This window comes from Mucilaginibacter segetis (assembly GCF_016522075.1).
GTDB classification, from domain to species: Bacteria; Bacteroidota; Bacteroidia; order Sphingobacteriales; family Sphingobacteriaceae; genus Mucilaginibacter; species Mucilaginibacter segetis.
The window spans coordinates 807,743-831,931 of the sequence record NZ_JAEHFW010000003.1 but is presented as its reverse complement, the minus strand read 5'-3'; the positions used below and the strand labels follow the sequence as shown (position 1 = coordinate 831,931).

Genomic DNA, 24,189 nt, shown 5'->3' with positions numbered 1-24,189 from the left:
TACCTAAAATATAAGTCCAAGTATGACCCCTATAATAATAATTACAGGGGCTTTTATTTTAGTAAAAAAAAGCAGTAAAAATGTAGCTGCCATTATTAAATAGGCCATTATATTAAGGCCAAACGGCTGTACTAATAAAACAAATGCCGTTGCCATAAAACCAACAGACACTGCGTTTATTCCGCTTAATGAATTTTTTATCCGGTTTATTTTTTTTAGATCATTCCAAAACGGAACAATAAATAATATCAATATTATTCCGGGGGTATTTATACCAATTATAGCCACCAAACTCCCTGCTATCTGCCCCAAAATGCCATAACCCTTATTACCCATAGTTATGCCTCCTAAAAAAGATGTAAAAGAAAATGTTGGGCCTGGCAGTGCCTGCTGTAAGGCATAACCCGTTAAAAATTCCGAATTGCTTAAATAATGTTTTAGCTCTACAAATTCCGTATACATCAACGGCACCAAAACCTGTCCGCCGCCAAATATAAGTATGCCGTTGCGATAAAAATTCTCAAACAGGCGTATGGGTAAACTAAAGGGTGAGGTCCGGTTTATAATGGCTCCCAGCGCCGCGAAAAAAAGCAGGATTCCAATAAAGTAAAACACCTTTCGCGGGTTGGTATTAGCAAATAACTTTACCCTCAATTCATTTTCCTGTGGTTGTGTTTCCAACGCGGAAGATATGATGCCTCCAATTAATATCAATAAGGGGAAAGCGTAAGGGTTTTGCAGAATAAGGGTAGCTATCAACGAGCCCGTGGCCAGCATGGTAGTAACTTTTGACCTTAAGAATCTATTCGCAAACGTATAGGTAGCGTATGCAACAATGCCAACGGCCACAGGCTGTATAAAACGGATGATAGCTGTGAACTGATTTTTATCGGCAAACTGTTTATAACTGATGGCAGCCAGGCACATAATGGTGGCCGAGGGCAATATCCATATTAAAAAAGTAATGATAGCCAGGCGCAGCCCTCCTACTTTCCAGGCAATACCCACCAGCGTTTGGGTTGATGATGGCCCGGGTAATAATTGGGCAAGAGCATTTAATTCCAACAACTCTTCTTCGGTAATATAACCTCGTTTTTCTACAAATTCGCGTAACAGCACGGCTATATGCGCCTGCGGCCCGCCAAATGCCGTAAAGGTGTACAGCAGTACGTCCCTTAAAAATAACAATTGTTTGCCTTTCAAGGTTTTAATTAATAGTCGTCATCATCCTCAAAACCGGCTGCCTGGCGGTAAACGGCTTGCAATTCTGAAAATGCATGGGTTTCACGCTTTTGTTTAGTGATCGACATGCCCTTCTCATAAATACTTATGGCGTCATCAGTACGGCCAAGCGCTTCATATAATTTACCCAGATGATAATAGGTTCCGGTATAATCAGGATGGTTATTCACCAGGTCTTCATAATAAGCCAGTGCTTTCTCTGTTTCATTAAGGCGCAGATACTCTGTAGCCAATGCATATTTTAAAAATTCATCATTCGGTTCGTTCTGTATAAATGCCAGTAGCTTGTCTAATCTGCTTGTGTCCATTTTAAATGCTCTCTTTTTTAACTAAATTTGCGGCAGTCCCTTTTAAAAAACAAATACCTGCAAATATAAACCAATTGTGATGATGAAAATACTGGTATGTATCAGCAATGTTCCGGATACCACTACAAAAATAACTTTTACCGATAATAACACGCAATTTAATACTAACGGCGTACAGTTTGTAATAAACCCGTACGATGAAATAGCCCTCGCACGCGCCATTGAGTTAACTGATGGCGGCAAAGGAAGCGTTACCGTAATAAATGTGGGAGAAGCGAGTACCGAGCCTACTATTCGTAAGGCATTGGCCATCGGCGCCACTGATGCTGTTCGCATAAACGCTAAACCACACGATGCATGGTATGTAGCCTATCAGATAGCGGAGTATGTTAAAAACAACCCTTTTGATATGATACTTACCGGCCGGGAATCTATTGATTATAATGGCTCAAAGGTAGCGGCCATGTTAGGCGAGTTGTTAAATATACCATCTGTTTCGATCATAAAAAAACTTGATGTGGATGGCGAACAGGCAACTGTGGAACGCGAAATAGAGGGCGGGAAAGAAGTGCTGACCATCCCCCTGCCATTTGCAGCCGGTACCGCCGAAGGTGTTGCGGAGCCTAAAATACCTAATATGCGCGGTATCATGTCGGCGCGAACAAAGCCTTTAAGTGTGGTTGAGCCGGTGGAAGTAAAAACTTTTTCGGATATCATCAGTTATGAAACTCCTGCCCCTCGTTCGCAGGTAAAGCTGGTAGCGCCGGATAATACCGCCGAACTGGTAGACCTGTTGCATACACAGGCCAGGGTAATATAATTTAACTTAACTTTTACGAATACAATTGATATGTCAGTTTTAATATATGCGGAGAATGCCGATGGCAAATTCAAAAAATCAACTTTTGAAGCTGTATCTTACGCCAAAGCAATAGCCGATCAAAATAACACCGGCCTTACGGCTATTTCTATAGGCGATGTTTCGTCTGATGAATTGGCCGCTTTAGGGAAATACGGTGCTCAAAAAGTTTTAAGCGTAACAAACGATAAACTAAAGAATTTTGTTAACCAGGCTTATGCCTCCGTAATTGCTGAGGCTGCCAAAAAAGAAGCGGCAACCATTGTTGTACTTTCTAATTCCTTTTCTGGACGGGGTTTAGCACCTCGTTTAGGAGTAAAGCTGGAAGCCGGCGTGGTCGATGGCGCCGTAGTCCTACCAATACAAACCGACGGAAAATTCGTGGTTAAAAAAACGGCATTCTCGGGTAAAGCTTTTGCCATGGTTGAACTAACATCGGCAGTAAAGATTATCGCGCTTACACCTAATTCCTATAAAGTAGTGGAAACAGACGGAACCGCTAATGTAGAAGAATTTGCCGTTGAACCTAAAGCGTCCGACCTTAAAGAGATCGTAAAAGAGATCATGCGGTCTACCGATAAGGTGTCTTTACCCGATGCCGAAATAGTAGTATCAGCAGGCCGTGGCTTAAAGGGTCCCGAAAACTGGGGAATGGTAGAAGAGCTTGCCGAACTTTTAGGTGCGGCTACTGCCTGTTCTAAACCGGTATCAGATTCAGGATGGCGTCCGCATAGCGAACACGTTGGGCAAACAGGTATATCCATAAGTCCGAATTTATATATCGCCATTGGCATTTCGGGCGCAATACAACATTTGGCAGGTGTAAGTTCATCAAAAGTTATCGTAGTGATCAACAAAGATGCCGATGCGCCGTTCTTTAAGGTAGCTGATTATGGCATAGTTGGTGATGCTTTTGAAGTTTTGCCAAAATTAATTGAAGCAGTTAAAGCATATAAAGCATCAGCTTAATTATATTTGTGGTGATGGGGAATGACATGAAAAAGATTAAGCTGGATATTGTAGGTCTCTCCTACAGTCAAACCCAGTCGGGCGCTTATGCCCTGGTATTAGGCGAAGTGAGCGGACGCAGGCGGCTACCCATAATTATCGGTAGTTTTGAAGCTCAGGCAATAGCTATTGAGATAGAGAAAATGACCCCGAGCAGGCCCTTAACCCACGACCTTTTTAAAAGTTTGGGACAGGCATTTAATATAGCTGTGCAGGAAATTATTATTTATAACCTGGTTGATGGCATATTTTACTCCAAATTAATTTGCTACGACGGTAAAAAAACGGTAGAAATTGATGCCCGTACATCTGATGCTATAGCAGTATCTGTACGGTTCGATTGCCCTATTTATACCTACGAGTTTATACTCTCCACCGCCGGGATTGTTATTGAAGGAAACGATTTTGTTTACCTGGAAAACATCAACGAAACTCCCGAAGAAAAAACCAACGTATCGGCAACGGGCACTTTTAATTCATTAAGTACAGATGAACTTAAAACACACTTACAGCAGGCATTAGCCGATGAAGCTTATGAAAGGGCTGCCAAGATCCGCGATGAATTAAATAAGCGCAAAGCATCCTGATAGGGTATTTTTGAATATTTTATAATTCTTAATCAGATCTATCCACTTTGCGTTTATTTTATACCCTTCCTGGCCTATCAGAACTTAGTTTTTTTGTTTTTACATTTATTTCGCTACTTTCCGTTTTTAATTTAAAGTTGATTATTACTTGTTTTAAAACAGCCCTATATGACTATTAAGTTCCGCTTAATACTGATGAATTTTATGCAGTTTTTTATATGGGGAGCGTGGCTGCTAACCATTGGCGCCTATTGTTCACAGGTAAAACACTGGTCGTTCTCTGAATTCGGAGCTATCTTTTCAACAATGGGCATTTCGTCCATATTTATGCCGGCGATAACAGGTATAATTGCCGATAAATTCATTAACGCCGAAAAACTTTATGGTATGCTGCACATATTAGGTGCCGCGACATTGTGCATACTCCCTATGGTTACCAACCCGGTTACCTTTTTTTGGGTAATGCTGCTTAACATGGCATTTTACATGCCAACCCTATCCCTTTCCATAACGGTTGCTTACTCGGCTTTAAAAAGACAGAATATTGATGTAGTAAAGGAATACCCGCCTATACGCACATGGGGAACAGTGGGCTTTATAGCCGCTTTGTGGACAGTTAGCTTAACCCATAATGAAACCTCGGCCAATCAATTCTATATTGCAGCGGCTATAGCCTTAGCCTTAGGCATTTATTCATTTACATTGCCCCCTTGTCCGCCGTTACTTAATCGTGTTTCTAAAAAAACCTTTGTTGATCAATTAGGGCTGAATGCATTTACGCTGTTTAAAACACCGAGATTTGCCATATTTTTCGCATTCTCGTTGCTTTTAGGCGCCGCGCTGCAATTAACCAACGCGTATGGCGATACTTTTATCCACGACTTTAAAACCATACCCGAATATCAGAATACCATAGCGGTAAAATATCCGGCCATTATCATGTCCATTTCGCAGATATCTGAGACACTTTTTATTCTTGCAATTCCGTTTTTTCTTCGCAAATTCGGGATAAAGTATGTAATGCTCTTCAGTATGCTGGCCTGGGTGCTGCGTTTTGGCCTGTTTGCCTTTGGCAATCCGGGTAATGGCTTATGGATGATCATTTTATCATGCATTGTTTACGGAATGGCGTTTGATTTTTTCAACATCTCAGGATCGCTGTTTGTGGAAACCCAGGCAGCTCCGGAGATACGCGGAAGCGCACAGGGGTTGTTTATGATGATGGTAAACGGATTTGGTGCTTTATTTGGCAGTTTTGCAAGCGGTGCATTAATTGATGCTTATTTTATACTGCCCGATAAAACATATAACTGGCACGGCATATGGCTGTGTTTTGCAGCATACGCTTTAGTTATCGCAGTTATTTTCCCGTTTGTATTCCGTTATAAGCATAATGCCGCGCTCAAACATGCTATTGCGCACGCTTAGTTTATTGCGTTATACTTGGTAATATTTAAGCACCGTATTTGATTAATTTATAACCTTATCTCCCGTAGCCATACGGGAAAAATGTAATTAACCAATGAAAAAGCATTACCGGCACGAGAACGATTGCCTTAATTGCGGAACTATTCTTGAAGGTAAATTCTGCCATAATTGCGGCCAGGAAAACCTGCAGATGAAAGAGAGCTTCGGCCATATGGTGAATCATGCCGTTAGCGATTATTTCCATTTCGACGATCAGTTTTTTAAAACGCTAAGTCCCTTATTATTAAAGCCGGGTAAACTCACCATTGAATATCTGGCAGGGCGTAGGGCACGATATCTGCATCCGGTTAAGATGTATATATTTATAAGCCTTATATTTTTTCTGTTATACTTTCAGAGCAACCATGAAGTAGTAAATATTAATAACAAAAAAAACGAGCATGTTGCCGATAGCGTTAAAAACAAGATCAGCGAAAACATTGAAAAGAACAAAGACCTTACTCCTGCCCAAAAAAAAGCTATTACCAAAAATATTACCGGCCTTATACCTGATACTGCCAAAGGTGAGGTTAATATAAAGGAAAATGGAGATGTGGATGTTTCCGGGGAAGATCATTCCGAAGCCAATTTTTCATTATTTAACGACAATGACGATCCTAAAACTTATCAGGAATATCTGGCAAGCCAAAAAAAGCTTCCTTCTGAAAAAAAAGATAACTTTTTAGAAAAGTACATTAAAAAGAAAGGATACGACTGGAAAAGCCATGGGAAAAATTCACTCGAAATGTTCCGTGAAGCCTTCAAACATAATGTACCCAAAATGATGTTCATTTTGCTGCCCTTGTTTGCGCTGATATTAAAAATAGCATTCTGGAAAAACCGGAAGTTTTATGTGGAACACATTATTTATTCCATTCACTTACATTGTTTCCTATTCCTGTTTCTGGGTATTATCTTGATTATTAATATGATAATTCCCGACTCCTGGGATAATGTAATGGACTGGATACAAATCCTGTCATTTATAATTATATGCTGGTATGTATACCGTTCACTAAGAGTGGTATATCATCGCAGCAGATGGCGCACTATAAGCAAAATGATAGGTGTATCAATGATGTATATGTTCCTGTTCGGTATATGCTTTGTATTGTTGGCACTTATAACTGCTATAACAGTAGTTTAATAAACGGTAAAAGTACCTTAATTTACAGCTAATTGCTTTTGTAAAGCTTCAATTGCATTAGTCAGGTAAGCCATTGGCGCATTCCAGTTAATGGCAATTTCGTTTACGGCGTATGCCCTGTCGTCATCTATATAGGCTTCATCGGGAACAACAGAAGGCACTTTTATACTATCCTGCATTCCGGGATTAGGGCCGCCAACCAGCATGCCCGGTATTGGCGCCTTAATACCATCAGCTACCGACGGACGGTGATGCGGGTGCATCGGCGTTTTACTGCCAAAGCCGGTCACATACGAATATCCCGTACCATTTACACCCAAAATATATTCCAGGTTGCTTAACGCGTAGTCGAGATACTTTCTATTGTTTGTTAACTGATAAGCTTTTATGAGTAATACGCCCTGATTAGCGGCATTACTATTACTGCCCCAATTAAAGTTGGCCTTAGATTTTGTCATAACGCTTTGGTAAGCCGTGCTATCGGCACCGCTTATCAACTTATCAGCAAAACTTATCAGGCCTTTTCTGATGGCTGAGAGCTTTATCCGTTCTTCCGCAGATTTTGCATTGCTGTTTTTTGCCAGCGTATAATACCCCAATAATTTCACCTGCGACCAAGAGGGTACCTGCAACCTATCATCAGCATTAAAAACTACATCACTTAAATATTTTTCATTTCCGGTTGTAGTGTACAACTCACTTGCCGCCCATATAAATTCGTCGCTGAAATTACGATCGCCATAGGCCCCTGTGGTAACTTCGGGTTTAAATTGTTTGTTAAGCTCGTTTTGATCATATACCACACCGGGATTTTGCTTTGCCCACTGCCAGGCCTTTTCAGACGCTTTTATACAGGAATCGGCCAAACCCGGGAGTTGCTTTGGAAACTTAGCCAATATGCGCGATGCCTGTGCCATAACCGCAGCAAAATCAAGCGTAGCTGCAGTACCTTTCTGTACAACATATCTTTGAAAAACGGCTTTATCTGGCATTATCATCGATTCAAAATTAGCATTGGTAAGTTTATGGTATACGCCGCCATCCGCAGGATCCTGCATAGTTAACATCCAACGCAGATTCCATAACACCTCATCCAATACATCGGGTAATTGATTATTGCTTTCCGGGATATCCAGCTTTACGGTCTTCATATACTCCGGAAAGTCTTCATATAACGAAAGTAGAGTAGCCGTGGTAATGCCGCTGTTTACTATATACTTATTGTAATCGCCCGCATCATACCAGCCTCGCGGCGCTGAAATAATCGTTCCGGCCGGCCGCTTATCACTCTGTGCTGAAGGGTGTATCAGCACCGTGGTATCCGGGTGCCCTTCGGCCCGGTGCCATTGTCCGGCATATTTCTCATCAAGCGGGGTTGAAGCACGGAAAAAATAGTAGGCTTTTATAGTACCTGCAGCTACTTTGGCGTGGATAGCCTTCTTTATATCAAAAGGATAAGAGTACCCCAGTCCGGGTACATATAATTGATATTTCCCTGATACATTGAAACCTGAAAAATCGGCTATGAAAATGTGCTGGCCGGAAAAAGCTGCTTTTGCAGATGGTATTAGCTTATTTGTGTAAACGGTCTTTCCGTTCATGTTGCGCAAGCTAAACTTATCAATTTGGGTATTAGTAGCGGTAACCACAGCCTTTTTTGCAGCATCCGGATAATAGCCTATCTGATCTATCCGTATATCCTCATTCAACTGCGCGTAACATAACGGACATATGAATATACATATAATATATAGTGCCCCGGCTTTTAAAAGCGTTTTTTTAGTGATCATTATAAAAGGAAACTTTACAGTAATAAAGTTATAAATATATCTCTAATACATTTAAACCCTGTAATACTATATCAGCGTGATTAGGTTAAATACTAATATTATTTTCACAAAAAAAGAGCCTGTACAAAATGCACAGGCTCTTTAGTATATAAAAAATCACTTTCTTATTTTACCGCATCAACGATAGCTTTAAAAGCATCGGGATGGTTCATGGCTAAATCTGCTAATACTTTACGGTTTAAGCCGATCTCTTTTGCTGATAATTTACCCATTAATTGAGAGTAAGAAATTCCATGCTGACGTGCACCTGCGTTAATACGCTGTATCCATAAAGCTCTGAACTCTCTCTTTTTGGTTTTACGATCGCGATAAGCGTATTGTAAACCTTTTTCAACTGTGTTTTTTGCAATGGTATAAACCTTGCTACGTGAACCCCAATAACCCTTGGCGAGGCTCATGATCCTTTTCCGGCGTCTTCTCGACGCTACTGCGTTAACTGAACGTGGCATTTTGTTTGTTTTTTGGTAGTGAGTGCCCCTTTACCGGGATCTTGCTTACTCTAATACCTGGTTAAAAATTTGTTAATTACTTACCGATACAAAGCATACGTTTAACGTTGCCCATGTCCGCATCAGATACTAAACTGGTGTGGCCTAAGTTACGTTTACGTTTGGTCGACATCTTAGTTAAGATGTGGCTTTTGTATGCGTTTTTTCTGGCAATTTTACCGGTTCCAGTAAGCGTAAAACGCTTTTTAGCACTGGAATTGGTTTTCATTTTTGGCATAACTATAATTTATATAAGTGCTGGTATTAAGATGTACAATTTGCCATCGTTATACCCGCGGGTTTGCTTGTTTATACAAATCTCGTCTGCATTTCTGCATTCCTAAATCTGTATTCTTAATTTATTTTTTTCCGGCCTTTGGAGCAACGGTTAAAAACATTCTTTTACCTTCTAATTTAGGTAATTGTTCTACTTTACCCACCTCTTCTAATGCCTGTGCAAAACGTAAAAGCAGAATTTCGCCCTGCTCTTTATAAACAATGGCCCGGCCCTTAAAGTGAACGTATGCCCTCACTTTTTCGCCGCTTTCTAAAAACTTAATAGCATGCTTTAATTTAAATTCAAAGTCATGGTCATCAGTATTAGGGCCAAAACGTATTTCTTTAATTACGGTTTGTTTTGCATTATTCTTGATCTCTTTCAGCTTCTTCTTCTGTTCGTAAATAAACTTATTATAGTCAGTTACTTTACAAACAGGCGGATTAGCATTCGGTGAAATTTCAACCAGATCAAGTTCCAGATCTTGCGCTATCGCTAAAGCTTCCTTTAACGGATAAACTCCTTGCTCAACGTTGTCGCCTACAAGCCGCACTTCCTGTGCTCTAATGAACTGGTTAATGTGGTGTTCTGCTTCCTTCTTCTTAAACGGAAGCCTGGGTCCTCTGTGGAAAGGTTTGTTTAAAGCCAAGTTATACTGTTATTTCTTTAATTATTTGTTGTTTAAATTCTTCTATTGTCATACTCCCTAAATCACCCTGACCATGTTTGCGTACGGAAACCATTTCTTCGGCGGTTTCTTTTTCACCCACAATCAGCATATAAGGGATTTTTTTTACTTCAGCATCGCGTATCTTCCGTCCAATCTTCTCATCCCTGAAGTCTATTAGCCCGCAAATATCGGAATCTTTTAATACAACAGAAAGTTTTTTTGCATATTCTTCATATTTTTCGGATATCGGGAGTATAATAAACTGTTCCGGAGATAACCAAAGCGGAAAATTACCTGCACAATGTTCAATTAATACAGCTACAAACCGCTCCAACGACCCGAACGGCGCCCTGTGGATCATTACCGGGCGGTGTTTAAGATTATCGCTGCCGGTATATTCCAGTTCAAATCGCTCAGGTAAGTTATAATCAACCTGTATAGTTCCTAACTGCCATTTTCTGCCCAAGGCATCTTTTACCATAAAATCAAGCTTTGGCCCGTAAAATGCAGCCTCACCTAATTCCACAACTGTACGCAAGCCTTTCTCTTCGGCAGCTTCAATAATTGCAGCTTCGGCAAGCGACCAGTTCTCGTCAGATCCGATATACTTCGTCTTATTATCCGGATCGCGCAGGGATATCTGGGCAGTGTAATCTTCAAAACCTAAAGCGCCGAAAACATAAAGTACCAGGTCAATTACTTTTTTAAATTCTTCTTTTACCTGATCAGGGCGGCAAAATAGGTGGGCATCATCCTGAGTAAAGCCACGTACTCGTGTTAAGCCATGCAACTCGCCGCTTTGCTCATAGCGGTAAACTGTACCAAACTCCGCAAGGCGAACCGGCAGATCTTTATAGGAGCGCGGTTTGATTTTATATATTTCGCAATGGTGAGGGCAGTTCATTGGTTTTAGAAAGAACTCCTCTCCTTCCTGCGGTGTTTTTATCGGCTGGAAAGAATCAGCGCCGTACTTTTCGTAATGCCCCGAGGTTACATAGAGATTTTTATGCCCGATATGCGGAGTGATCACTTGCTCATACCCTGCTTTTACCTGTGCCTTTTGTAAAAAGTTAGCTAACCGCTCGCGCAGTGCGGCCCCTTTAGGTAACCATAAAGGTAAACCCATGCCTACTTTTTCAGAAAAAGCGAACAACTCCAGCTCGCGGCCCAGTTTACGGTGATCGCGTTTTTTAGCCTCCTCTATCATGTGCAGATACTCGGTAAGCTCACTTGCCTTAGGGAAAGTAACGCCGTAGATGCGTGTAAGCTGCTTACGGCTCTCATCGCCGCGCCAGTAGGCACCAGCTACACTCATTAGTTTAACCGCCTTAACAAAGCCGGTATTTGGTATATGCGGCCCGCGGCACAGATCGGTAAAGTTACCTTGTGTATAAAAAGTAATAGCACCGTCGGGCAGATCTTTGATCAGATCGAGTTTATATTCGTCACCTTTTTCGGTAAAGTATTCGGTAGCATCAGCCTTACTCACCGGTTTGCGTATATATTCCGATTTGGTTTTAGCCAATTCGATCATCTTTTCTTCTATCTTCTTGAAATCGTCTGAAGAGAATTCACGATCGCCGAAGTCAACATCATAATAAAAACCGGTTTCAATAGCCGGGCCTATACCAAACTTGGTACCCGGATATAAAGCCTCTAATGCCTCTGCCAATAAGTGAGCAGATGAATGCCAGTAAGTTGATTTACCTTTTGCATCATTCCAGGTGAGTAATTTCACCGACGAATCTTCTTCAATAGGACGGCTTGCATCCCAAACCTCGCCGTTTACTTCGGCTGCTAATACGTTTCGTGCTAAACCTTCGGAGATAGACTGCGCTATCTGCATGGAAGTGATCCCTTTGTCGTACTGACGAACGGAGCCATCAGGAAGTGTAATACTAATCATCTACAACTATGATTTAAATTTTAATAAAATAATGAATATCAATAATCACTTACTATGTGATCGTAATTTTGATGCAAATTTAAAATTAAATTAATGGCTGAAAAATAAAAACAGGAATATAAAAAACGTATATTTTATTTTTGCCAGCACTGCTATTAAAAAGCGCTCTAACTGCTTAAAAAGGCATGTTTTTATTTTTCTTCGTAAGGAAAAGTATATTTTTTTACTTCTTAAACAGGTTTCACCGGTCAAAAATTTTCGGTTTTTACCATTCAACAGGCTTTTAGCAGTAATAAAAAAAATGTGTTTTTTACATGGAGAATAAGCCCTTAACTAGCCTTGCAAAGGTACGAATTTTATACCGCCTATTTAGCACATTAGTGTAAAAACAAGGCCCTTTGCGCTAAGCAAAAGGCCTGTTATTTATAATTGGTTAGTTTGATTTTAACCCTTAAAATGCTGAATAATTAATCCTGCGAGTTCAACACCAATACGCTCCTGCGCTTCGTTTGTGGCAGCGCCAATATGTGGTGTTAATGATATTTTGGGATGGGATAGTACCTCCTGACTTGGAGTAGGCTCGTTAGCGTAAACATCTAAAGCCGCGAATGATAACTTCCCACTGTTTAGAGCATCCAGTAAGGCACTTTCGTCTATTAAACCACCACGAGAGCAATTTACCACACCTGCACCTTTTTTCATTTGTTCGAACTCCTCGGCACCTATTAACGGCTTATCAACAAATGGTGTGTGCAGGGTAATGAAATCAGCTTGCTGTATAATTTCTTCTTTGGTTGCCGATTTAACGGTAACCTTAGCCACAAAGCCGCCGCCTAAAACCACCTCAACCTCAGGGTTAAACGGAAACAGGTCATAAGCTAAAACATCCATACCTATACCTATAGCTATTTTAGCCACTTCGCGGCCTATACGGCCAAAACCTAATATACCAATGGTTTTACCCCGCAATTCCACTCCTTTAGCGTATGCTTTTTTAAGTCCGTTAAAGTTGGTTGCGCCCTCTACCGGCATTTTACGGTTGCTATCCTGCAAAAAGCGGATACCTGTAAATAAATGAGCGAAAACCAGTTCGGCAACAGATAATGATGATGATGCGGGCGTATTATATACGCCAATGCCTTTTTCTTTAGCGTAGGCTACATCAATGTTATCCATACCAACACCACCACGTCCTATTACTTTAATATTTGGGCAGGCATCAATAAGTGCCTTGCGTACTTTGGTTGCACTACGCACGGTAATGGCATCATATTCCTTTAATTTTACAGGGAGTTCATCCTGTGGGATATTATTGGTGTCAACAAAAAAACCGGCGTCTTCTAAAAGTTTTTTGCCTATGGGGTCTATCCCGTCATTGGCTAATATTCTGATCATTTGTTTAGTCATTTACGTCATCAGGTCATAAAGTCATGGTCATTTTTTAGATGACCTTGTTTGGCTTGATGACTTAACAACAACGAAGTAATTATTTATTTTTCTCGGCAAATTCGCGCATGGCATCAATCAGCACATAAACACTGTTAATGCTCAACGCATTGTAAATTGAGGCCCTGAAACCGCCTACGCTTCTGTGGCCTTTTATGCCTACAATGCCTTTTTCGTCGCATAATTGCAGGAAAGGTTTTTGATGGTCGGGATTTTCCGCAACAAAGCAAACATTCATGTGCGAGCGGTCCTCAGTAGCGGCAACTCCTTTAAAGAAAGGGTTACGGTCTATCTCTTCGTACAGCACACGGGCTTTGGTAGCGTTCTCTTTTTCAATGGCTTCTACCCCACCTTTTGCTTTAAGCCAGTTAAGCGTAAGCATAGATACGTAGATAGCAAATACCGGCGGGGTGTTATACATTGATCCGCCATCTATCTGGGTTTGATAGTTAAACATAGAAGGGATCTTGCGGTTAGTTTTGCCTAACAACTCATCTTTTACTATTACTAAAGTTACCCCCGCAGGACCCATGTTTTTTTGCGCCCCTGCATATATTAAACCAAAATCGGCCACATTTACTTTACGACTAAAGATATCTGATGACATATCGCAAACCAAAGGCACCGGCGACGGGAAGAATTTTTGTACCTGAGTACCGTATATGGTATTATTGGAAGTAAAATGCAGATACGCGGCATCGGCAGGTATCTCAAAGTCTTTAGGTATGAATGTGAAGTTACTTTCTTTTGAAGACGCCACGATTTGTACATCACCAAAAAACTTGGCTTCCTTAATGGCTTTACTTGCCCATACGCCTGTTTCCAGATAGGCAGCCTTGCCCCCTTCGGGTAGCAGGTTATACGGCGCCAAGGCAAATTGCGTGCTGGCGCCCCCTTGTAAAAATAGTATCGAATACCCATCAGGTACGCTGAACAATTCTTTCACCAGCTTTAAAGCTTCTGCCAAAACTGCCTCAAACTCGGGCGAACGGTGTGAAATTTCCAGCAGGGAAAGCCCCGTTCCGTTAAAATCTACAACAGCGGCAGCAGCCTGTTTTAAAACTTCGTGTGGTAAGATGCCAGGACCGGCACCGAAATTATGTTTCATAATGTTAGTTAATTTAATGCTAATAACTAATTATCAACTTTGTATTTTAAAGTGCCGAAGTTAATAAAATCGACAAATTATATAGACTTTTTTTACATTTTTTAAAAAACGTGTTTTTCTATAAATCAGCACATCTGTTTCGTGCGCTAATTATCACACCATTTGAATGTTTAGGTATTCACAATGAAAGCGTTAACGATCAGGCCTGCTTTAATTGTGCAATGGCAGTTGGCTGATCTGCCGCCGAAAAAACGGAATTACCAGCCACTAAAACGTTAGCTCCTGCACTGATAAGTTTTGCAGCGTTGTAGGCATCCACTCCACCATCAACCTCAATATATAATTCCGGATTGGCAGCTTCGGCCAGTGCCTTAGCCTCTTTTATTTTTGTGTAAGTATGTTCAATAAATTTTTGGCCTCCAAAACCGGGATTTACCGACATTACCAGCACCATATCCAGGTCGGCAATAATATCCTTTAACAGGTCTACTGTGGTATGAGGGTTTATAGCTACTGATGCCCGGCAACCCAATTCCTTTATAGCCTGCACGGTGCGATGTAAATGCGGACACGCTTCATAGTGTACCGTTATGCTTGCAGCACCTGCGTCGGCAAAAGCTTTCAGATAACGGTCAGGGTCAACTATCATTAAATGTACATCCAGCGGCTTTTGGGCGTGAGTTTTTATAGCCTTTACCACCGGAAAACCAAATGATATGTTAGGCACGAACATGCCATCCATAATATCTACATGTATCCAGTCGGCTTTGCTATTATTTATCATTTCAACATCGCGCTGCAGGTTAGCAAAATCGGCAGCTAATATAGAAGGAGCTATCAGGTGGTTCATAATCTGTAAATATATGCAGAAATGTTTTGTGTTGGAAAGTGGAATTCTTTTAATGTTGATATACTGACAAATGATTTTAAATTTGATATTGACAGATAAATCCAATTAAAAAAAGAATTCGGGAAGGGTGTCCTGTTTACAAAAGCCGGATTGTTATTGGGGTATAAACAAAATTCAATAACATTTTAAAAACTTAATGAGTATGGATGAGTACGTTTTAATTTTCAGGCATGAGGACGGCCAGAAGGTAGCATCGCCTGAGCAGATGCAGATATGGATGAAACAGACGATGGATTGGATAGGCGGGATCGCCGCCCAAAACAAATTTGTGAGCGGTACAGGATTGCCGTTTGACGGTGCAAAAGTGGTTGGCCATAATGGCGTGGTAACCAACGGCCCTTTCGGGGATATAAAGGAAACCATTGGTGGTTTGATTACTGTAAGGGCTGAATCAGTAGACGAAGCGGTGGAATTTGCCAAAGGCTGCCCTGTATTACAGGGCGAGGGCAATACAGTAGAAGTTAGAAAAGTAGCAAAGAACGACGGTACACATTAAATTAAAAAACATGAAAGATTATCTTTTAATATTCCGGGCTGATTTTAGTAAGATGCTCAACAGCTCCGAAGAAGAAAAAAAAGCGATGACACAAAAATATATGGATTGGATAGGTGATATAGCCAATAAAGGTAACCTGGCAAATCAGGGCAACCGTTTAGCGCCAACCGGACGGATAGTGAGTACGGGGAATTTGGTAACTGATGGCCCTTTCACGGAAACAAAAGAGTTTATTGGCGGATATTCTATGATAAAGGCAGATTCGTACGAACAGGCCGTGGCAGTTACAGAAGGGTGCCCAGTTTTTATTCTCAACGGAAAGGTGGAGATAAGAGAAGTAATGACCATATAATTTACATTAATAGCATAAGCGCCCCGGCAAAAACCGGGGCTTATTTGTTAACATGCACAATCAGGATATCATACCGCATTTATTCCGTACCGAGTTTCGTAAAATAGTGGCTGTGCTTTGCAAGGCATTCGGTATAGAAAATGTAAACATGGCGGAAGATATTGCGAGCGAAACTTTTTTATCTGCCCTGGAAACATGGCCTTACAAAGGTATTCCGGAGAATCCGCAGGCATGGCTGTATACCGTAGCAAAAAATAAAGCCAAAAATTTATTAGCCCGTAACAGCCTTTTTGCTGATAAGATACAGCACGGTGTTAAGATTTCCGTACCGGAAAATGATGAAATAGAAATAGACCTTTCGCCCCAAAATATTACAGACAGCCAATTACAAATGCTGTTTGCCGTTTGCCATCCGCTGTTATCTACGGAGGCACAGATCGCCCTTGCTTTACGTATCCTTTGTGGTTTTGGTATTGACGAGATTGCCAACGCTTTTTTAAGCAATAAGGAAACTATAAACAAGCGGCTTTTCCGGGCAAAAGAAAAACTTAGGACCGCTAACATTAAATTGGAATTTCCGCCTGAAAGTGAAGTAAGCCAGCGTTTACAGCCGGTACTGACCACTTTGTATCTTTTATTTAACGAAGGCTATTACTCGGAAAGTAAGGACACTATTTTGCGTAATGATATGTGTTTAGAGGCTATGCGGCTAACCCGCATGCTGATTGATAACAAACAGACAAGTATACCGCAGGTAAACGCTTTGCTGGCATTAATGTGTTTCCACTCCTCACGGTTTAAGGCCCGGAAAGGTGCCAATGGCGAAATAATATTATACCAGGATCAGGACGAGACCTTATGGAACACAGAATTGATTGCTAATGGTATATTTTATCTGAACAGAGCATCAGTTGGCAATACAATAAGCAGATATCATTTAGAGGCGGGCATAGCTTACTGGCACACTATGAAAGAAGACACTGAGGAAAAGTGGGAGAATATATTACAATTGTTTAACCAGTTACTGATGATATCATATTCGCCTGTTGCAGCACTTAACCGAACTTATGCACTTGCAAAAGTTCGGGGAAATGAAATTGCCATTATTGAGGCCGAAAAATTAAATCTCACTAATAACAGATTTTATTTTACCCTGTTGGGCGAATTATATACCCCTATTGACAAAAACAAAGCAAAACAAAACTTATTACGCGCGCTTGCAATTTGCACTACCCAACCCGACAGGCAAACCATTCAGCAAAAAATAGATAAATTATAACGTCAGCCTCAGATCGCCATTTCAGGAATATCGCCTTCAACTATTAATTTTCCGGCTGTGACATTTTTAATTTCTTCGACACTTACCCCCGGTGCACGTTCGAGTAACCGGAAACCTCCGCCGGGCAAAACATCCAATACGGCCATTTCGGTCACTATTTTTTTAACACAGCTTACTCCGGTTAATGGCAGAGTGCATTTAGGTAACAGTTTGGATTCTCCTGCCCTGTTCACATGCTGCATGGCAACAATAATATTTTCGGCAGATGCTACCAGATCCATAGCGCCACCCATCCCCTTAACCATTTTTCCGGGAATTTTCCAGTTCGCTATATCCCCGTTCTCCGATACCTCCATCGCACCAAGGATGGTTAAATTCACCTTTTTGGCGCGTATCATTCCAAAGCTCATCGCCGAATCAAATGTAGCAGAACCAGGCAGCATGGTTATGGTTTGCTTGCCTGCGTTAATGGTATCCGCATCTTCCTCCCCCTCAAACGGAAAAGGGCCCATGCCCAACAATCCATTTTCAGACTGTAATACCACATCCATATCATCCGGAATATAGTTAGCCACCAGCGTAGGTATCCCGATGCCGAGGTTTACGTAGTAACCGTCTTTTATTTCTTTAGCTATTCGCTTCGCAATTCCTTGTTTATCTAACATCATTTTCAATTTTCCTGACCGTTCTTTGTTCTATTCGCTTTTCGTAATTACTACCCTGGAAAATGCGATGCACATAAATACCGGGGGTATGTATATGGTCGGGGTCGAGTTGGCCCGGTTCCACTAATTCTTCTACCTCGGCTATGGTTATTTTACCCGCCATTGCCATTACAGGGTTAAAATTGCGCGCGGTCGATTTAAAAATCAGATTACCCATGGTATCACCTTTCCATGCTTTCACCAGAGCGAAATCCGCATCGAAAGCCATCTCCATCAGGTAATCCTTTCCGTTAAAATTGCGCACTTCTTTGCCTTCGGCTACCTCGGTACCTATACCTGCCGGAGTGAAGATTGCCGGCATCCCATAACCAGCAGCCATACAACGTGTGGCCAATGTCCCCTGTGGTAATAATTCTACCTCCAGTTCGCCGCTTAACAGCTGGCGTTCAAATTCGGCATTTTCACCTACGTATGAAGATATCATTTTTTTAACCTGGTGGTTTTTCAGCATCAGCCCGATACCAAAATCATCTACCCCTGCATTGTTAGAGATACAGGTAAGCTCCTTTACGCCTTTTTTTACCAGCGCGCTTATACAATTTTCGGGCAGACCGCACAAACCGAACCCGCCGAGCATGAGGGTCATGCCGTTCTCAATATCGTGTATAGCCTCATCGGCTCCGTTAACAACTTTGTTCATTCAGTAAATAATTGGTTGGAGCAAATTTACGGAAAATGGTTGGTAATTGCCCATTATAACCACAGCTCACTTATTTTCGGAAAATACATTCCTAAATAAATTTAACTATTAACTAATAAAACAATTATAAAAATTAAGCATTTTATATATACATCAATCTATAAACAACATGGAACTGAACAATGAATATAACACACCGGTTGCTGACGAAAATGCTCAGCCTAATGCCTACCCGGTAAATGACGACAACAACAAGGATGAAAACGATTTAAAAACCAACTATTTGTTTGGCAAAGGCGATCTGGAAAAAAGCGGCAACGAGCCGGGCATGGAAGGCAGCCCGCAAGGCGGACAAAGCTTTGGCGAAAACAACAATACCCCTTCCGGCGATGATAAGAACAATCCGTCGCAAAACGCGGGATATGCAAACGGATATTTTAGCCGTACAGAACCGTCTGAAGAGCACCCGGAAGACACTAACTTTAAAGACCCTAATCAACAGGGGCAATCAAATTACACGCAGGCTAAGGACGCTACAAAAACCGGACAGTCTGACTCACAGCATAGCGGACAACTAAAAAACGAGGCTAACGAGTCCAAATCGCAGGAATCATATCAGGAAGGTACAGCGGATGGCGAGGACACTAACATCCCCGGTCCTAATGAGGTACCTGAACAACAAAAAGTTGGAGAGGACAATACAAGTGAAGATGGAAAAGCAGATTACAAACCGGAAAACGGCGAAGGCAAACCTGACTACGGCAGCCATAGCCCCGAGAATAAATAAAAATACGGACAAGGAAAGTGAGTAAGCAAAGCCCCGGTAATTAATTATCGGGGCTTATTTATTTTAATGTAGTTACCAGTTAAACGTGGTATGTATAAAACTGATCAGATTGTTAGCCATTGCTTTTTGCTCCTGCGGGTTAGGATGCCCCGGAGTGTTTTTGTAAGGAAAAAAGCAGGTATATATATTTTTGTCGTGTAAACGGGTAACGGCCTCTTTAATATAACCCGGCCATGCCGAGCCTTTTTTTGTGGCATCCATGTTGCCAAGGGCGCATATTATTTTTGCGTGCGGATATTTGCTACGGATACCGCTTATGAATTTGCTGTAAGCATTGGTAATAAACTCAGGTGTTGGTTTTGTACTCCCAAATTGAGCCTTAAATTGGGCGTTTTCGGGCATCTCTACCAACCAGGAGTCGTTTTGGAATAAATTAACCACTACAATATCCGGTGTGTATTTGGAGAAATCCCATTTGGCGGGTTCCATAGCAACCGTATGATCATAAATATCGGGCATAACATAAGGGAACCAACTGATGGTTATACCTATGCCGCTTTTTGATATGGAACGGTAGTCGGCATTAAAGTGCCTGGCTGTTAGGTTAGCATAGCTTTTAAAACCATTTTCAAATTCATATGTACCTCTGTCCTGCCCGGTAGTATCTTCAACAGCGTAACCGCAGGTAATGGAATTACCATAAAATTCAATGCGATGTTTATAAAACGGTGGCGGTAATATTTTGCCATTACCCTCCAGTTCAAAATTATAAAACAGGATAGTACCCATATCATATTCGGTACTTTTAAAAAGTTCTACTTTATGCTTACCAGGCTTTAAACCGGTGGCTAAGGTATACTCAGCTTTAGTTAAGCCGGGTTGTATCCTTTTTATTAATTGATTATCAAGCACTACCATAATATAATCAAACCCCGTCAGATCCTTTAAAACCGCTTTAGCACCAGTTCCGTTAAAGTTCATCACTACCGATGTAGCCGTCCATGTTAGTCGTGCTGCTTCGCCATCCATAGGTATGCGACCCATGTAATGAATGTTTGGGTTTTTAAAATCAATAATTGTTTGCGCATTGCTTACAAACGCAATAAATATTAACCAAACAAAACCTATAACATGCAGTTTCTTCATCATTTTTATTTTAAATAAGCATAGGTAATACCATCTCCCCCACGGTCGGCATGTTCATCTTCCAGTCGGTCAACCTGGTCATATTTTTTTAAGTACTGGCGTATCATTTTACGCAGAATACCATCGCCCTTACCATGTATTATCCTGATGTTGTTAAAGCCCATCATTAAAGCGCGGTCAAACAACTTTTCAATGTTATGCAGCGCATCCTCGGTACGCATACCTCTCACGTCTATTTCGGGATTAAAGCTGGCCATATCACCAGTATTAGTGTTGGTTTTACGGCGAATCTCTTTAGGTACTTCGGCCCGTGTTACTTTTTGCAGGCGTTTCCTTTTTACCACTGTACGCAAATCGCCCATAGCTATAACCACATTATCCTTAACCAGCTCCATTACCTGGCCGGTAGTATCGCCGTCCGTTAGCTTCACCCAGTCCCCGGGTTTTATTTCTTCATCTTCAGCAACTTGTTGTTTTACAGGTTCGGTTTTAACAGAGTTCCTTTTAAGTTCAGTATTCAGATTCTCGCGCAGGTTTTTAGTGGTCTCTTTATCGGCATTACTGTTTTTTATTTCAGCAATGGTATTTTCCACCAGTTTATTCGCATTAAGGATAATATTCTTCGCTTCCTGTTTGGCCTCCTTTATCAATACCTTTTTGTTTTCGTCGAGATAGCTTTTCAGCTTTTCGTTCTCGGCAAGCAGACTATCCACCCTCTGCTGTTGTCTGTTCAGCTTTTGGCGGGTGTCATATATTTCCTTTTTCTCCCGTTCCAGATCAACCAATAAGGTATCCACTTTTTTTTGCCCGCTGCTTATCTTGTTCTTAGCCAGATTAAGCACATTTTGGGGCAGACCTATCTTTTGGGCGATCTCAAAAGCGTAGGAACTCCCCGGCTTGCCTACTTCCAGCATATACAGAGGCCTCATTTCGGTATTATTGAACAGCATCGAAGCGTTTTCGATGCCCTCCGTATTACTGGCGAATATCTTGAGGTTTGAGTAATGCGTGGTTACCATGCCCCTTACTTTTTTATGATTGAGGGACTCTAGTACCGCCTCGGCTATAGGACCGCCGAATTGCGGATCGGTACCTGTACCAAACTCATCTATCAGGATCAGTGTTTTACCGTTAGCATTCTCCACAAAGTTCTTCATTTTAGAAAGATGCGCGCTGTAGGTACTCAGGTCGCTTTCTATCGACTGGTCGTCGCCTATATCTACAAAAATCTGGCGGAATACTCCCGTGACACTATTATCAGCTGCCGGTATCAATAAACCCGCCTGTGCCATCATTTGCAGCAGTCCCACGGTTTTCATGCATACAGATTTACCACCCGCATTAGGCCCGGAAACCACTACTATACGTGTAACATCATCAACCTGCACGTTAAGAGGTACTACTGTTTTATTCTCCTTTTTAAAATTCAGAAGTAATAACGGGTGCCGGGCATTGTATAATTTTAACCTGGCCTCATTTACTACCTCGGGCATTTCGGCCTCAATATCAATAGCAAAAAGCGATTTGGCGCGCACAAAGTCCAGCTTGGTAAGTAGCCCGTGGTATGATAACAGCAAGGGCACATAGGGACGCAGGTCGTCGGTTAAAAGAGTAAGTATGCGGATGATCTCGCGGCGGCGGTCAAATTCCAGATCGCGGATGCGATTATTCAAGGTAAAAACCTCTTCGGGCTCCATATAAACCGTTTGACCGGATGCTGATTCATCATGGATAAATCCTTTCAGCTTCCTTTTATTTTCAGCCAATAACGGGATGCAAAGCCTGCCGTCGCGTATGGTTAACGAGCCATCAGCTGTCCAGTTGTTACCAGATGCTGCCTTAAATATCTGATCGATCTTTTTACGGGCCTCCTGCTCGGCTTTAGCTATACCACCGGTAATATCCAATAACTCACGCGAAGCATCAGGCCTTATTTTCCCTTTAGTATCTATAATATGATCAATCTTTTTAAGAATAGCCTTCTCGATAGGCAGGTGTTCAAAAAGGGCTTCCAGATTTGGGTATAATCCTTCGCGTTCATTAAAATAAGCAATAACCGCGAATACCGTAGTTAACGATGCCTGCACCTGAAAAAATTCCTCTTCGGATAAAAAAGCACCCTCGATACGGGCTTTATTGGCCAGCGTTTTTATATCATAAAAATGATTAATAGGCAGGGCGGCATCATTCAGCAGTATGTTCTTAAATTCATTAGCCTGATTTAAAAACTTGCAGATAAGTTCGTAATTTGTCATTACCTGTATCTTATCCACCATTTGCTGGCCCATAACACTAAGGCAATGCGCTTTTATGAGTTCCTTAACTTCCGTAAAGCCCAGTTTATCAGCACTATTATTCGGGTAAAGCATTCTTTAATTTACTTTTACTGACTTTATTTAACGAATCTGTTTTGGCCTTAATATTATCAGATATTTTATCATACATGCCCTGAATAACTTCCGGCTTTCGCGAGTAATATTCCAGACTTTTCTTAAATATCGAATCGGTTACCTTGTATTTTTTAAATAAGGCTTTATACCGCGGGGTTCCATATTTATATAAACTATCCGGGGTTTGCGATATGTTATACAACTCTCCATCAATAAGATGGATATCTGTAAGCAAACTTGTCATTTGTTGCTCATTAATAATCCCTGCAGGTGTTTTATCATCAGAACATGAGACCAAAAAAAGCGATACTGAAAAAAACAAGGCTATATATTTTTTCATTCTGTAATTTAGCGGCATTTCAAAATTCAAAATTACGGATAAATGAGCATTGCAGATAATATCAGAAGCCTAAAAAAAGAAACAGGCGATTTAAACGTTAAATTACTGGCAGTTTCTAAAACCAAACCGGCTACAGAATTAAAAGAGGCTTACGATGCCGGACAGCGTTTGTTTGGCGAAAACATGGTACAGGAACTGGTGGAAAAACAAGAACAGCTCCCGGCAGATATTGAATGGCACCTGATAGGTCACCTACAAAGTAACAAGGTAAAGTATATTGCTCCGTTTATTAGCATGATACAATCCGTTGACAGTATTAAGCTATTGCAGGAGATAAATAAGCACGCCTTAAAAAATAACCGGACTATTGATTGCCTGCTGCAGATATATATAGCCGACGAGGAAACAAAATTCGGTTTAGGCTTTGACGAAGCAATTGAACTGCTGCGTGGAGATGAATTTAAAGCTTTAACTAATGTGCGCATCCGCGGATTAATGGGAATTGCCACCAATACCGACAACGAAAAACAAGTAAAAGAGGAATACTACGAGTTGAAAACATTTTTTGACGGCATAAAAACCAGCTTTTTCCGTAAGGATGATCTTTTTGATACACTATCTATGGGGATGTCTGCAGATTATAAGATCGCCATTGAACAGGGCAGCAATATGGTACGTTTAGGCAGCACCATATTTGGTAGCCGTGTTGTAAAGCACTGGAAAAACAATTAATAAACCTTTTGCTTATTTAAATAAATACT

General features: G+C 41.2%; 25 protein-coding genes. 10 read left to right on the top strand and 15 right to left on the bottom strand.

The window, feature by feature from the left end; translation table 11 throughout:
* Positions 1-3: 3 nt before the first annotated feature.
* Together chrA and I5M19_RS17435 are read right to left on the bottom strand one after the other, a co-directional pair.
* Entirely contained in the window at positions 4-1,203 is a 1,200-nt protein-coding gene (gene chrA, locus I5M19_RS17440) for a chromate efflux transporter (protein WP_200067633.1), read from the bottom strand.
* Between the two features lie 8 nt (positions 1,204-1,211).
* Positions 1,212-1,550: a tetratricopeptide repeat protein gene (locus I5M19_RS17435; protein ID WP_200067632.1), complete on the bottom strand. Its 339-nt coding sequence runs from the start codon at positions 1,548-1,550 to the stop codon at positions 1,212-1,214.
* Between the two features lie 82 nt (positions 1,551-1,632).
* Between I5M19_RS17435 and I5M19_RS17430 the strand changes: the two genes are divergently transcribed.
* The 5 genes from I5M19_RS17430 (at position 1,633) to I5M19_RS17410 (ending at position 6,618) form a co-directional block, all read left to right on the top strand.
* Positions 1,633-2,370: an electron transfer flavoprotein subunit beta/FixA family protein gene (locus I5M19_RS17430; RefSeq protein ID WP_200067710.1), complete on the top strand. Its 738-nt coding sequence runs from the start codon at positions 1,633-1,635 to the stop codon at positions 2,368-2,370.
* 30 nt (positions 2,371-2,400) lie between these two features.
* A complete protein-coding gene (locus tag I5M19_RS17425) occupies positions 2,401-3,378 on the top strand; it encodes an electron transfer flavoprotein subunit alpha/FixB family protein (RefSeq protein ID WP_200067631.1) in 978 nt (325 codons plus the stop codon).
* A gap of 26 nt (positions 3,379-3,404) precedes the next feature.
* Positions 3,405-4,004: a bifunctional nuclease family protein gene (locus tag I5M19_RS17420; RefSeq protein ID WP_200067630.1), complete on the top strand. Its 600-nt coding sequence runs from the start codon at positions 3,405-3,407 to the stop codon at positions 4,002-4,004.
* Between the two features lie 168 nt (positions 4,005-4,172).
* Entirely contained in the window at positions 4,173-5,432 is a 1,260-nt protein-coding gene (locus I5M19_RS17415) for a nucleoside permease (RefSeq protein ID WP_200067629.1), read from the top strand.
* A gap of 94 nt (positions 5,433-5,526) precedes the next feature.
* Positions 5,527-6,618 (top strand): DUF3667 domain-containing protein, encoded by a 1,092-nt coding sequence (locus I5M19_RS17410; protein WP_200067628.1) that lies wholly within the window; start codon positions 5,527-5,529, stop codon positions 6,616-6,618.
* A gap of 17 nt (positions 6,619-6,635) precedes the next feature.
* On the opposite strand, the gene I5M19_RS17405 is transcribed toward I5M19_RS17410, so the two are convergent.
* The 8 genes from I5M19_RS17405 to rpe form a co-directional block, all read right to left on the bottom strand.
* Positions 6,636-8,408, bottom strand: a complete 1,773-nt coding sequence (locus I5M19_RS17405) for a glycoside hydrolase family 9 protein (protein ID WP_200067627.1) — start codon at positions 8,406-8,408, stop codon at positions 6,636-6,638.
* 164 nt (positions 8,409-8,572) lie between these two features.
* A complete protein-coding gene (gene rplT, locus I5M19_RS17400; protein ID WP_200067626.1) occupies positions 8,573-8,917 on the bottom strand; it encodes a 50S ribosomal protein L20 in 345 nt (114 codons plus the stop codon).
* Between the two features lie 76 nt (positions 8,918-8,993).
* Positions 8,994-9,194, bottom strand: a complete 201-nt coding sequence (gene rpmI, locus I5M19_RS17395) for a 50S ribosomal protein L35 (protein WP_200067625.1) — start codon at positions 9,192-9,194, stop codon at positions 8,994-8,996.
* A 121-nt stretch (positions 9,195-9,315) separates the two neighbouring features.
* Positions 9,316-9,882 carry a translation initiation factor IF-3 gene (infC, locus tag I5M19_RS17390; RefSeq protein ID WP_200067624.1) on the bottom strand — a complete coding sequence of 189 codons (567 nt, stop codon included), beginning with the start codon at positions 9,880-9,882 and terminating at the stop codon, positions 9,316-9,318.
* Between the two features lies 1 nt (position 9,883).
* The gene (gene thrS / locus I5M19_RS17385; RefSeq protein ID WP_200067623.1) at positions 9,884-11,809 is read right to left on the bottom strand and encodes a threonine--tRNA ligase; all 1,926 of its coding nucleotides are present in this window, start codon (positions 11,807-11,809) and stop codon (positions 9,884-9,886) included.
* A 444-nt stretch (positions 11,810-12,253) separates the two neighbouring features.
* Entirely contained in the window at positions 12,254-13,204 is a 951-nt protein-coding gene (locus I5M19_RS17380; RefSeq protein ID WP_200067622.1) for a D-2-hydroxyacid dehydrogenase, read from the bottom strand.
* 91 nt (positions 13,205-13,295) lie between these two features.
* Positions 13,296-14,363 (bottom strand): 3-phosphoserine/phosphohydroxythreonine transaminase, encoded by a 1,068-nt coding sequence (gene serC, locus I5M19_RS17375; protein WP_200067621.1) that lies wholly within the window; start codon positions 14,361-14,363, stop codon positions 13,296-13,298.
* Between the two features lie 199 nt (positions 14,364-14,562).
* Positions 14,563-15,213 carry a ribulose-phosphate 3-epimerase gene (gene rpe / locus I5M19_RS17370; RefSeq protein ID WP_200067620.1) on the bottom strand — a complete coding sequence of 217 codons (651 nt, stop codon included), beginning with the start codon at positions 15,211-15,213 and terminating at the stop codon, positions 14,563-14,565.
* A gap of 202 nt (positions 15,214-15,415) precedes the next feature.
* Here rpe and I5M19_RS17365 point away from each other — a divergent pair, with 202 nt between their 5' ends.
* Genes I5M19_RS17365 through I5M19_RS17355 form a run of 3 tightly spaced genes read left to right on the top strand, consistent with a single transcriptional unit; the run spans position 15,416 to position 17,400 of the window.
* A complete protein-coding gene (locus I5M19_RS17365) occupies positions 15,416-15,769 on the top strand; it encodes a YciI family protein (protein WP_200067619.1) in 354 nt (117 codons plus the stop codon).
* 10 nt (positions 15,770-15,779) lie between these two features.
* Entirely contained in the window at positions 15,780-16,121 is a 342-nt protein-coding gene (locus tag I5M19_RS17360; protein WP_200067618.1) for a YciI family protein, read from the top strand.
* A gap of 52 nt (positions 16,122-16,173) precedes the next feature.
* On the top strand, positions 16,174-17,400 hold the full coding sequence (locus I5M19_RS17355) for an RNA polymerase sigma factor (RefSeq protein ID WP_200067617.1): 1,227 nt from the start codon (positions 16,174-16,176) through the stop codon (positions 17,398-17,400).
* Positions 17,401-17,408: 8 nt separating this feature from the next.
* Here the strand turns inward: I5M19_RS17355 and I5M19_RS17350 are convergent, their stop codons facing one another.
* The gene (locus tag I5M19_RS17350) at positions 17,409-18,065 is read right to left on the bottom strand and encodes a 3-oxoacid CoA-transferase subunit B (RefSeq protein ID WP_200067709.1); all 657 of its coding nucleotides are present in this window, start codon (positions 18,063-18,065) and stop codon (positions 17,409-17,411) included.
* Positions 18,055-18,765 (bottom strand): CoA transferase subunit A, encoded by a 711-nt coding sequence (locus I5M19_RS17345; RefSeq protein ID WP_200067616.1) that lies wholly within the window; start codon positions 18,763-18,765, stop codon positions 18,055-18,057. Before I5M19_RS17345 ends, I5M19_RS17350 begins: the two co-directional genes overlap by 11 nt.
* Before the next feature lie 169 nt (positions 18,766-18,934).
* Here I5M19_RS17345 and I5M19_RS17340 point away from each other — a divergent pair, with 169 nt between their 5' ends.
* On the top strand, positions 18,935-19,552 hold the full coding sequence (locus I5M19_RS17340; RefSeq protein WP_200067615.1) for a hypothetical protein: 618 nt from the start codon (positions 18,935-18,937) through the stop codon (positions 19,550-19,552).
* Positions 19,553-19,624: 72 nt separating this feature from the next.
* Here I5M19_RS17340 and I5M19_RS17335 read toward each other — a convergent pair whose 3' ends face one another.
* From I5M19_RS17335 to I5M19_RS17325, 3 genes are read right to left on the bottom strand one after another with little or no spacing between them, the layout of a single operon-like run.
* Complete coding sequence (locus tag I5M19_RS17335; protein WP_200067614.1) at positions 19,625-20,701, bottom strand: SGNH/GDSL hydrolase family protein; 1,077 nt, start codon at positions 20,699-20,701, stop codon at positions 19,625-19,627.
* 2 nt (positions 20,702-20,703) lie between these two features.
* Complete coding sequence (locus tag I5M19_RS17330; protein ID WP_200067613.1) at positions 20,704-23,067, bottom strand: endonuclease MutS2; 2,364 nt, start codon at positions 23,065-23,067, stop codon at positions 20,704-20,706.
* A complete protein-coding gene (locus I5M19_RS17325) occupies positions 23,051-23,428 on the bottom strand; it encodes a DUF4296 domain-containing protein (protein ID WP_200067612.1) in 378 nt (125 codons plus the stop codon). Before I5M19_RS17325 ends, I5M19_RS17330 begins: the two co-directional genes overlap by 17 nt.
* Positions 23,429-23,470: 42 nt before the next feature.
* On the opposite strand from I5M19_RS17325, the gene I5M19_RS17320 reads away from it, so the two are divergent.
* A complete protein-coding gene (locus I5M19_RS17320; RefSeq protein WP_200067611.1) occupies positions 23,471-24,160 on the top strand; it encodes a YggS family pyridoxal phosphate-dependent enzyme in 690 nt (229 codons plus the stop codon).
* Positions 24,161-24,189 lie beyond the last annotated feature (29 nt).

Excerpts from the sequence above, each read along its gene's own strand:
- I5M19_RS17415 (WP_200067629.1), top strand. The coding sequence starts at position 4,173 with ATGACTATTAAGTTCCGCTTAATACTGATGAATTTTATGCAGTTTTTT.
- I5M19_RS17345 (WP_200067616.1), bottom strand. The coding sequence starts at position 18,765 with ATGAACAAAGTTGTTAACGGAGCCGATGAGGCTATACACGATATTGAG.
- I5M19_RS17325 (WP_200067612.1), bottom strand. The coding sequence starts at position 23,428 with ATGAAAAAATATATAGCCTTGTTTTTTTCAGTATCGCTTTTTTTGGTC.
- I5M19_RS17360 (WP_200067618.1), top strand. The coding sequence starts at position 15,780 with ATGAAAGATTATCTTTTAATATTCCGGGCTGATTTTAGTAAGATGCTC.
- I5M19_RS17380 (WP_200067622.1), bottom strand. The coding sequence starts at position 13,204 with ATGATCAGAATATTAGCCAATGACGGGATAGACCCCATAGGCAAAAAA.
- I5M19_RS17425 (WP_200067631.1), top strand. The coding sequence starts at position 2,401 with ATGTCAGTTTTAATATATGCGGAGAATGCCGATGGCAAATTCAAAAAA.
- I5M19_RS17430 (WP_200067710.1), top strand. The coding sequence starts at position 1,633 with ATGAAAATACTGGTATGTATCAGCAATGTTCCGGATACCACTACAAAA.
- I5M19_RS17355 (WP_200067617.1), top strand. The coding sequence starts at position 16,174 with ATGCACAATCAGGATATCATACCGCATTTATTCCGTACCGAGTTTCGT.
- I5M19_RS17340 (WP_200067615.1), top strand. The coding sequence starts at position 18,935 with ATGGAACTGAACAATGAATATAACACACCGGTTGCTGACGAAAATGCT.
- thrS (WP_200067623.1), bottom strand. The coding sequence starts at position 11,809 with ATGATTAGTATTACACTTCCTGATGGCTCCGTTCGTCAGTACGACAAA.
- rpmI (WP_200067625.1), bottom strand. The coding sequence starts at position 9,194 with ATGCCAAAAATGAAAACCAATTCCAGTGCTAAAAAGCGTTTTACGCTT.
- I5M19_RS17365 (WP_200067619.1), top strand. The coding sequence starts at position 15,416 with ATGGATGAGTACGTTTTAATTTTCAGGCATGAGGACGGCCAGAAGGTA.
- I5M19_RS17330 (WP_200067613.1), bottom strand. The coding sequence starts at position 23,067 with ATGCTTTACCCGAATAATAGTGCTGATAAACTGGGCTTTACGGAAGTT.
- I5M19_RS17350 (WP_200067709.1), bottom strand. The coding sequence starts at position 18,065 with ATGTTAGATAAACAAGGAATTGCGAAGCGAATAGCTAAAGAAATAAAA.
- I5M19_RS17410 (WP_200067628.1), top strand. The coding sequence starts at position 5,527 with ATGAAAAAGCATTACCGGCACGAGAACGATTGCCTTAATTGCGGAACT.
- I5M19_RS17420 (WP_200067630.1), top strand. The coding sequence starts at position 3,405 with ATGAAAAAGATTAAGCTGGATATTGTAGGTCTCTCCTACAGTCAAACC.
- I5M19_RS17320 (WP_200067611.1), top strand. The coding sequence starts at position 23,471 with ATGAGCATTGCAGATAATATCAGAAGCCTAAAAAAAGAAACAGGCGAT.
- I5M19_RS17335 (WP_200067614.1), bottom strand. The coding sequence starts at position 20,701 with ATGATGAAGAAACTGCATGTTATAGGTTTTGTTTGGTTAATATTTATT.
- rplT (WP_200067626.1), bottom strand. The coding sequence starts at position 8,917 with ATGCCACGTTCAGTTAACGCAGTAGCGTCGAGAAGACGCCGGAAAAGG.
- rpe (WP_200067620.1), bottom strand. The coding sequence starts at position 15,213 with ATGAACCACCTGATAGCTCCTTCTATATTAGCTGCCGATTTTGCTAAC.
- serC (WP_200067621.1), bottom strand. The coding sequence starts at position 14,363 with ATGAAACATAATTTCGGTGCCGGTCCTGGCATCTTACCACACGAAGTT.
- I5M19_RS17435 (WP_200067632.1), bottom strand. The coding sequence starts at position 1,550 with ATGGACACAAGCAGATTAGACAAGCTACTGGCATTTATACAGAACGAA.
- I5M19_RS17405 (WP_200067627.1), bottom strand. The coding sequence starts at position 8,408 with ATGATCACTAAAAAAACGCTTTTAAAAGCCGGGGCACTATATATTATA.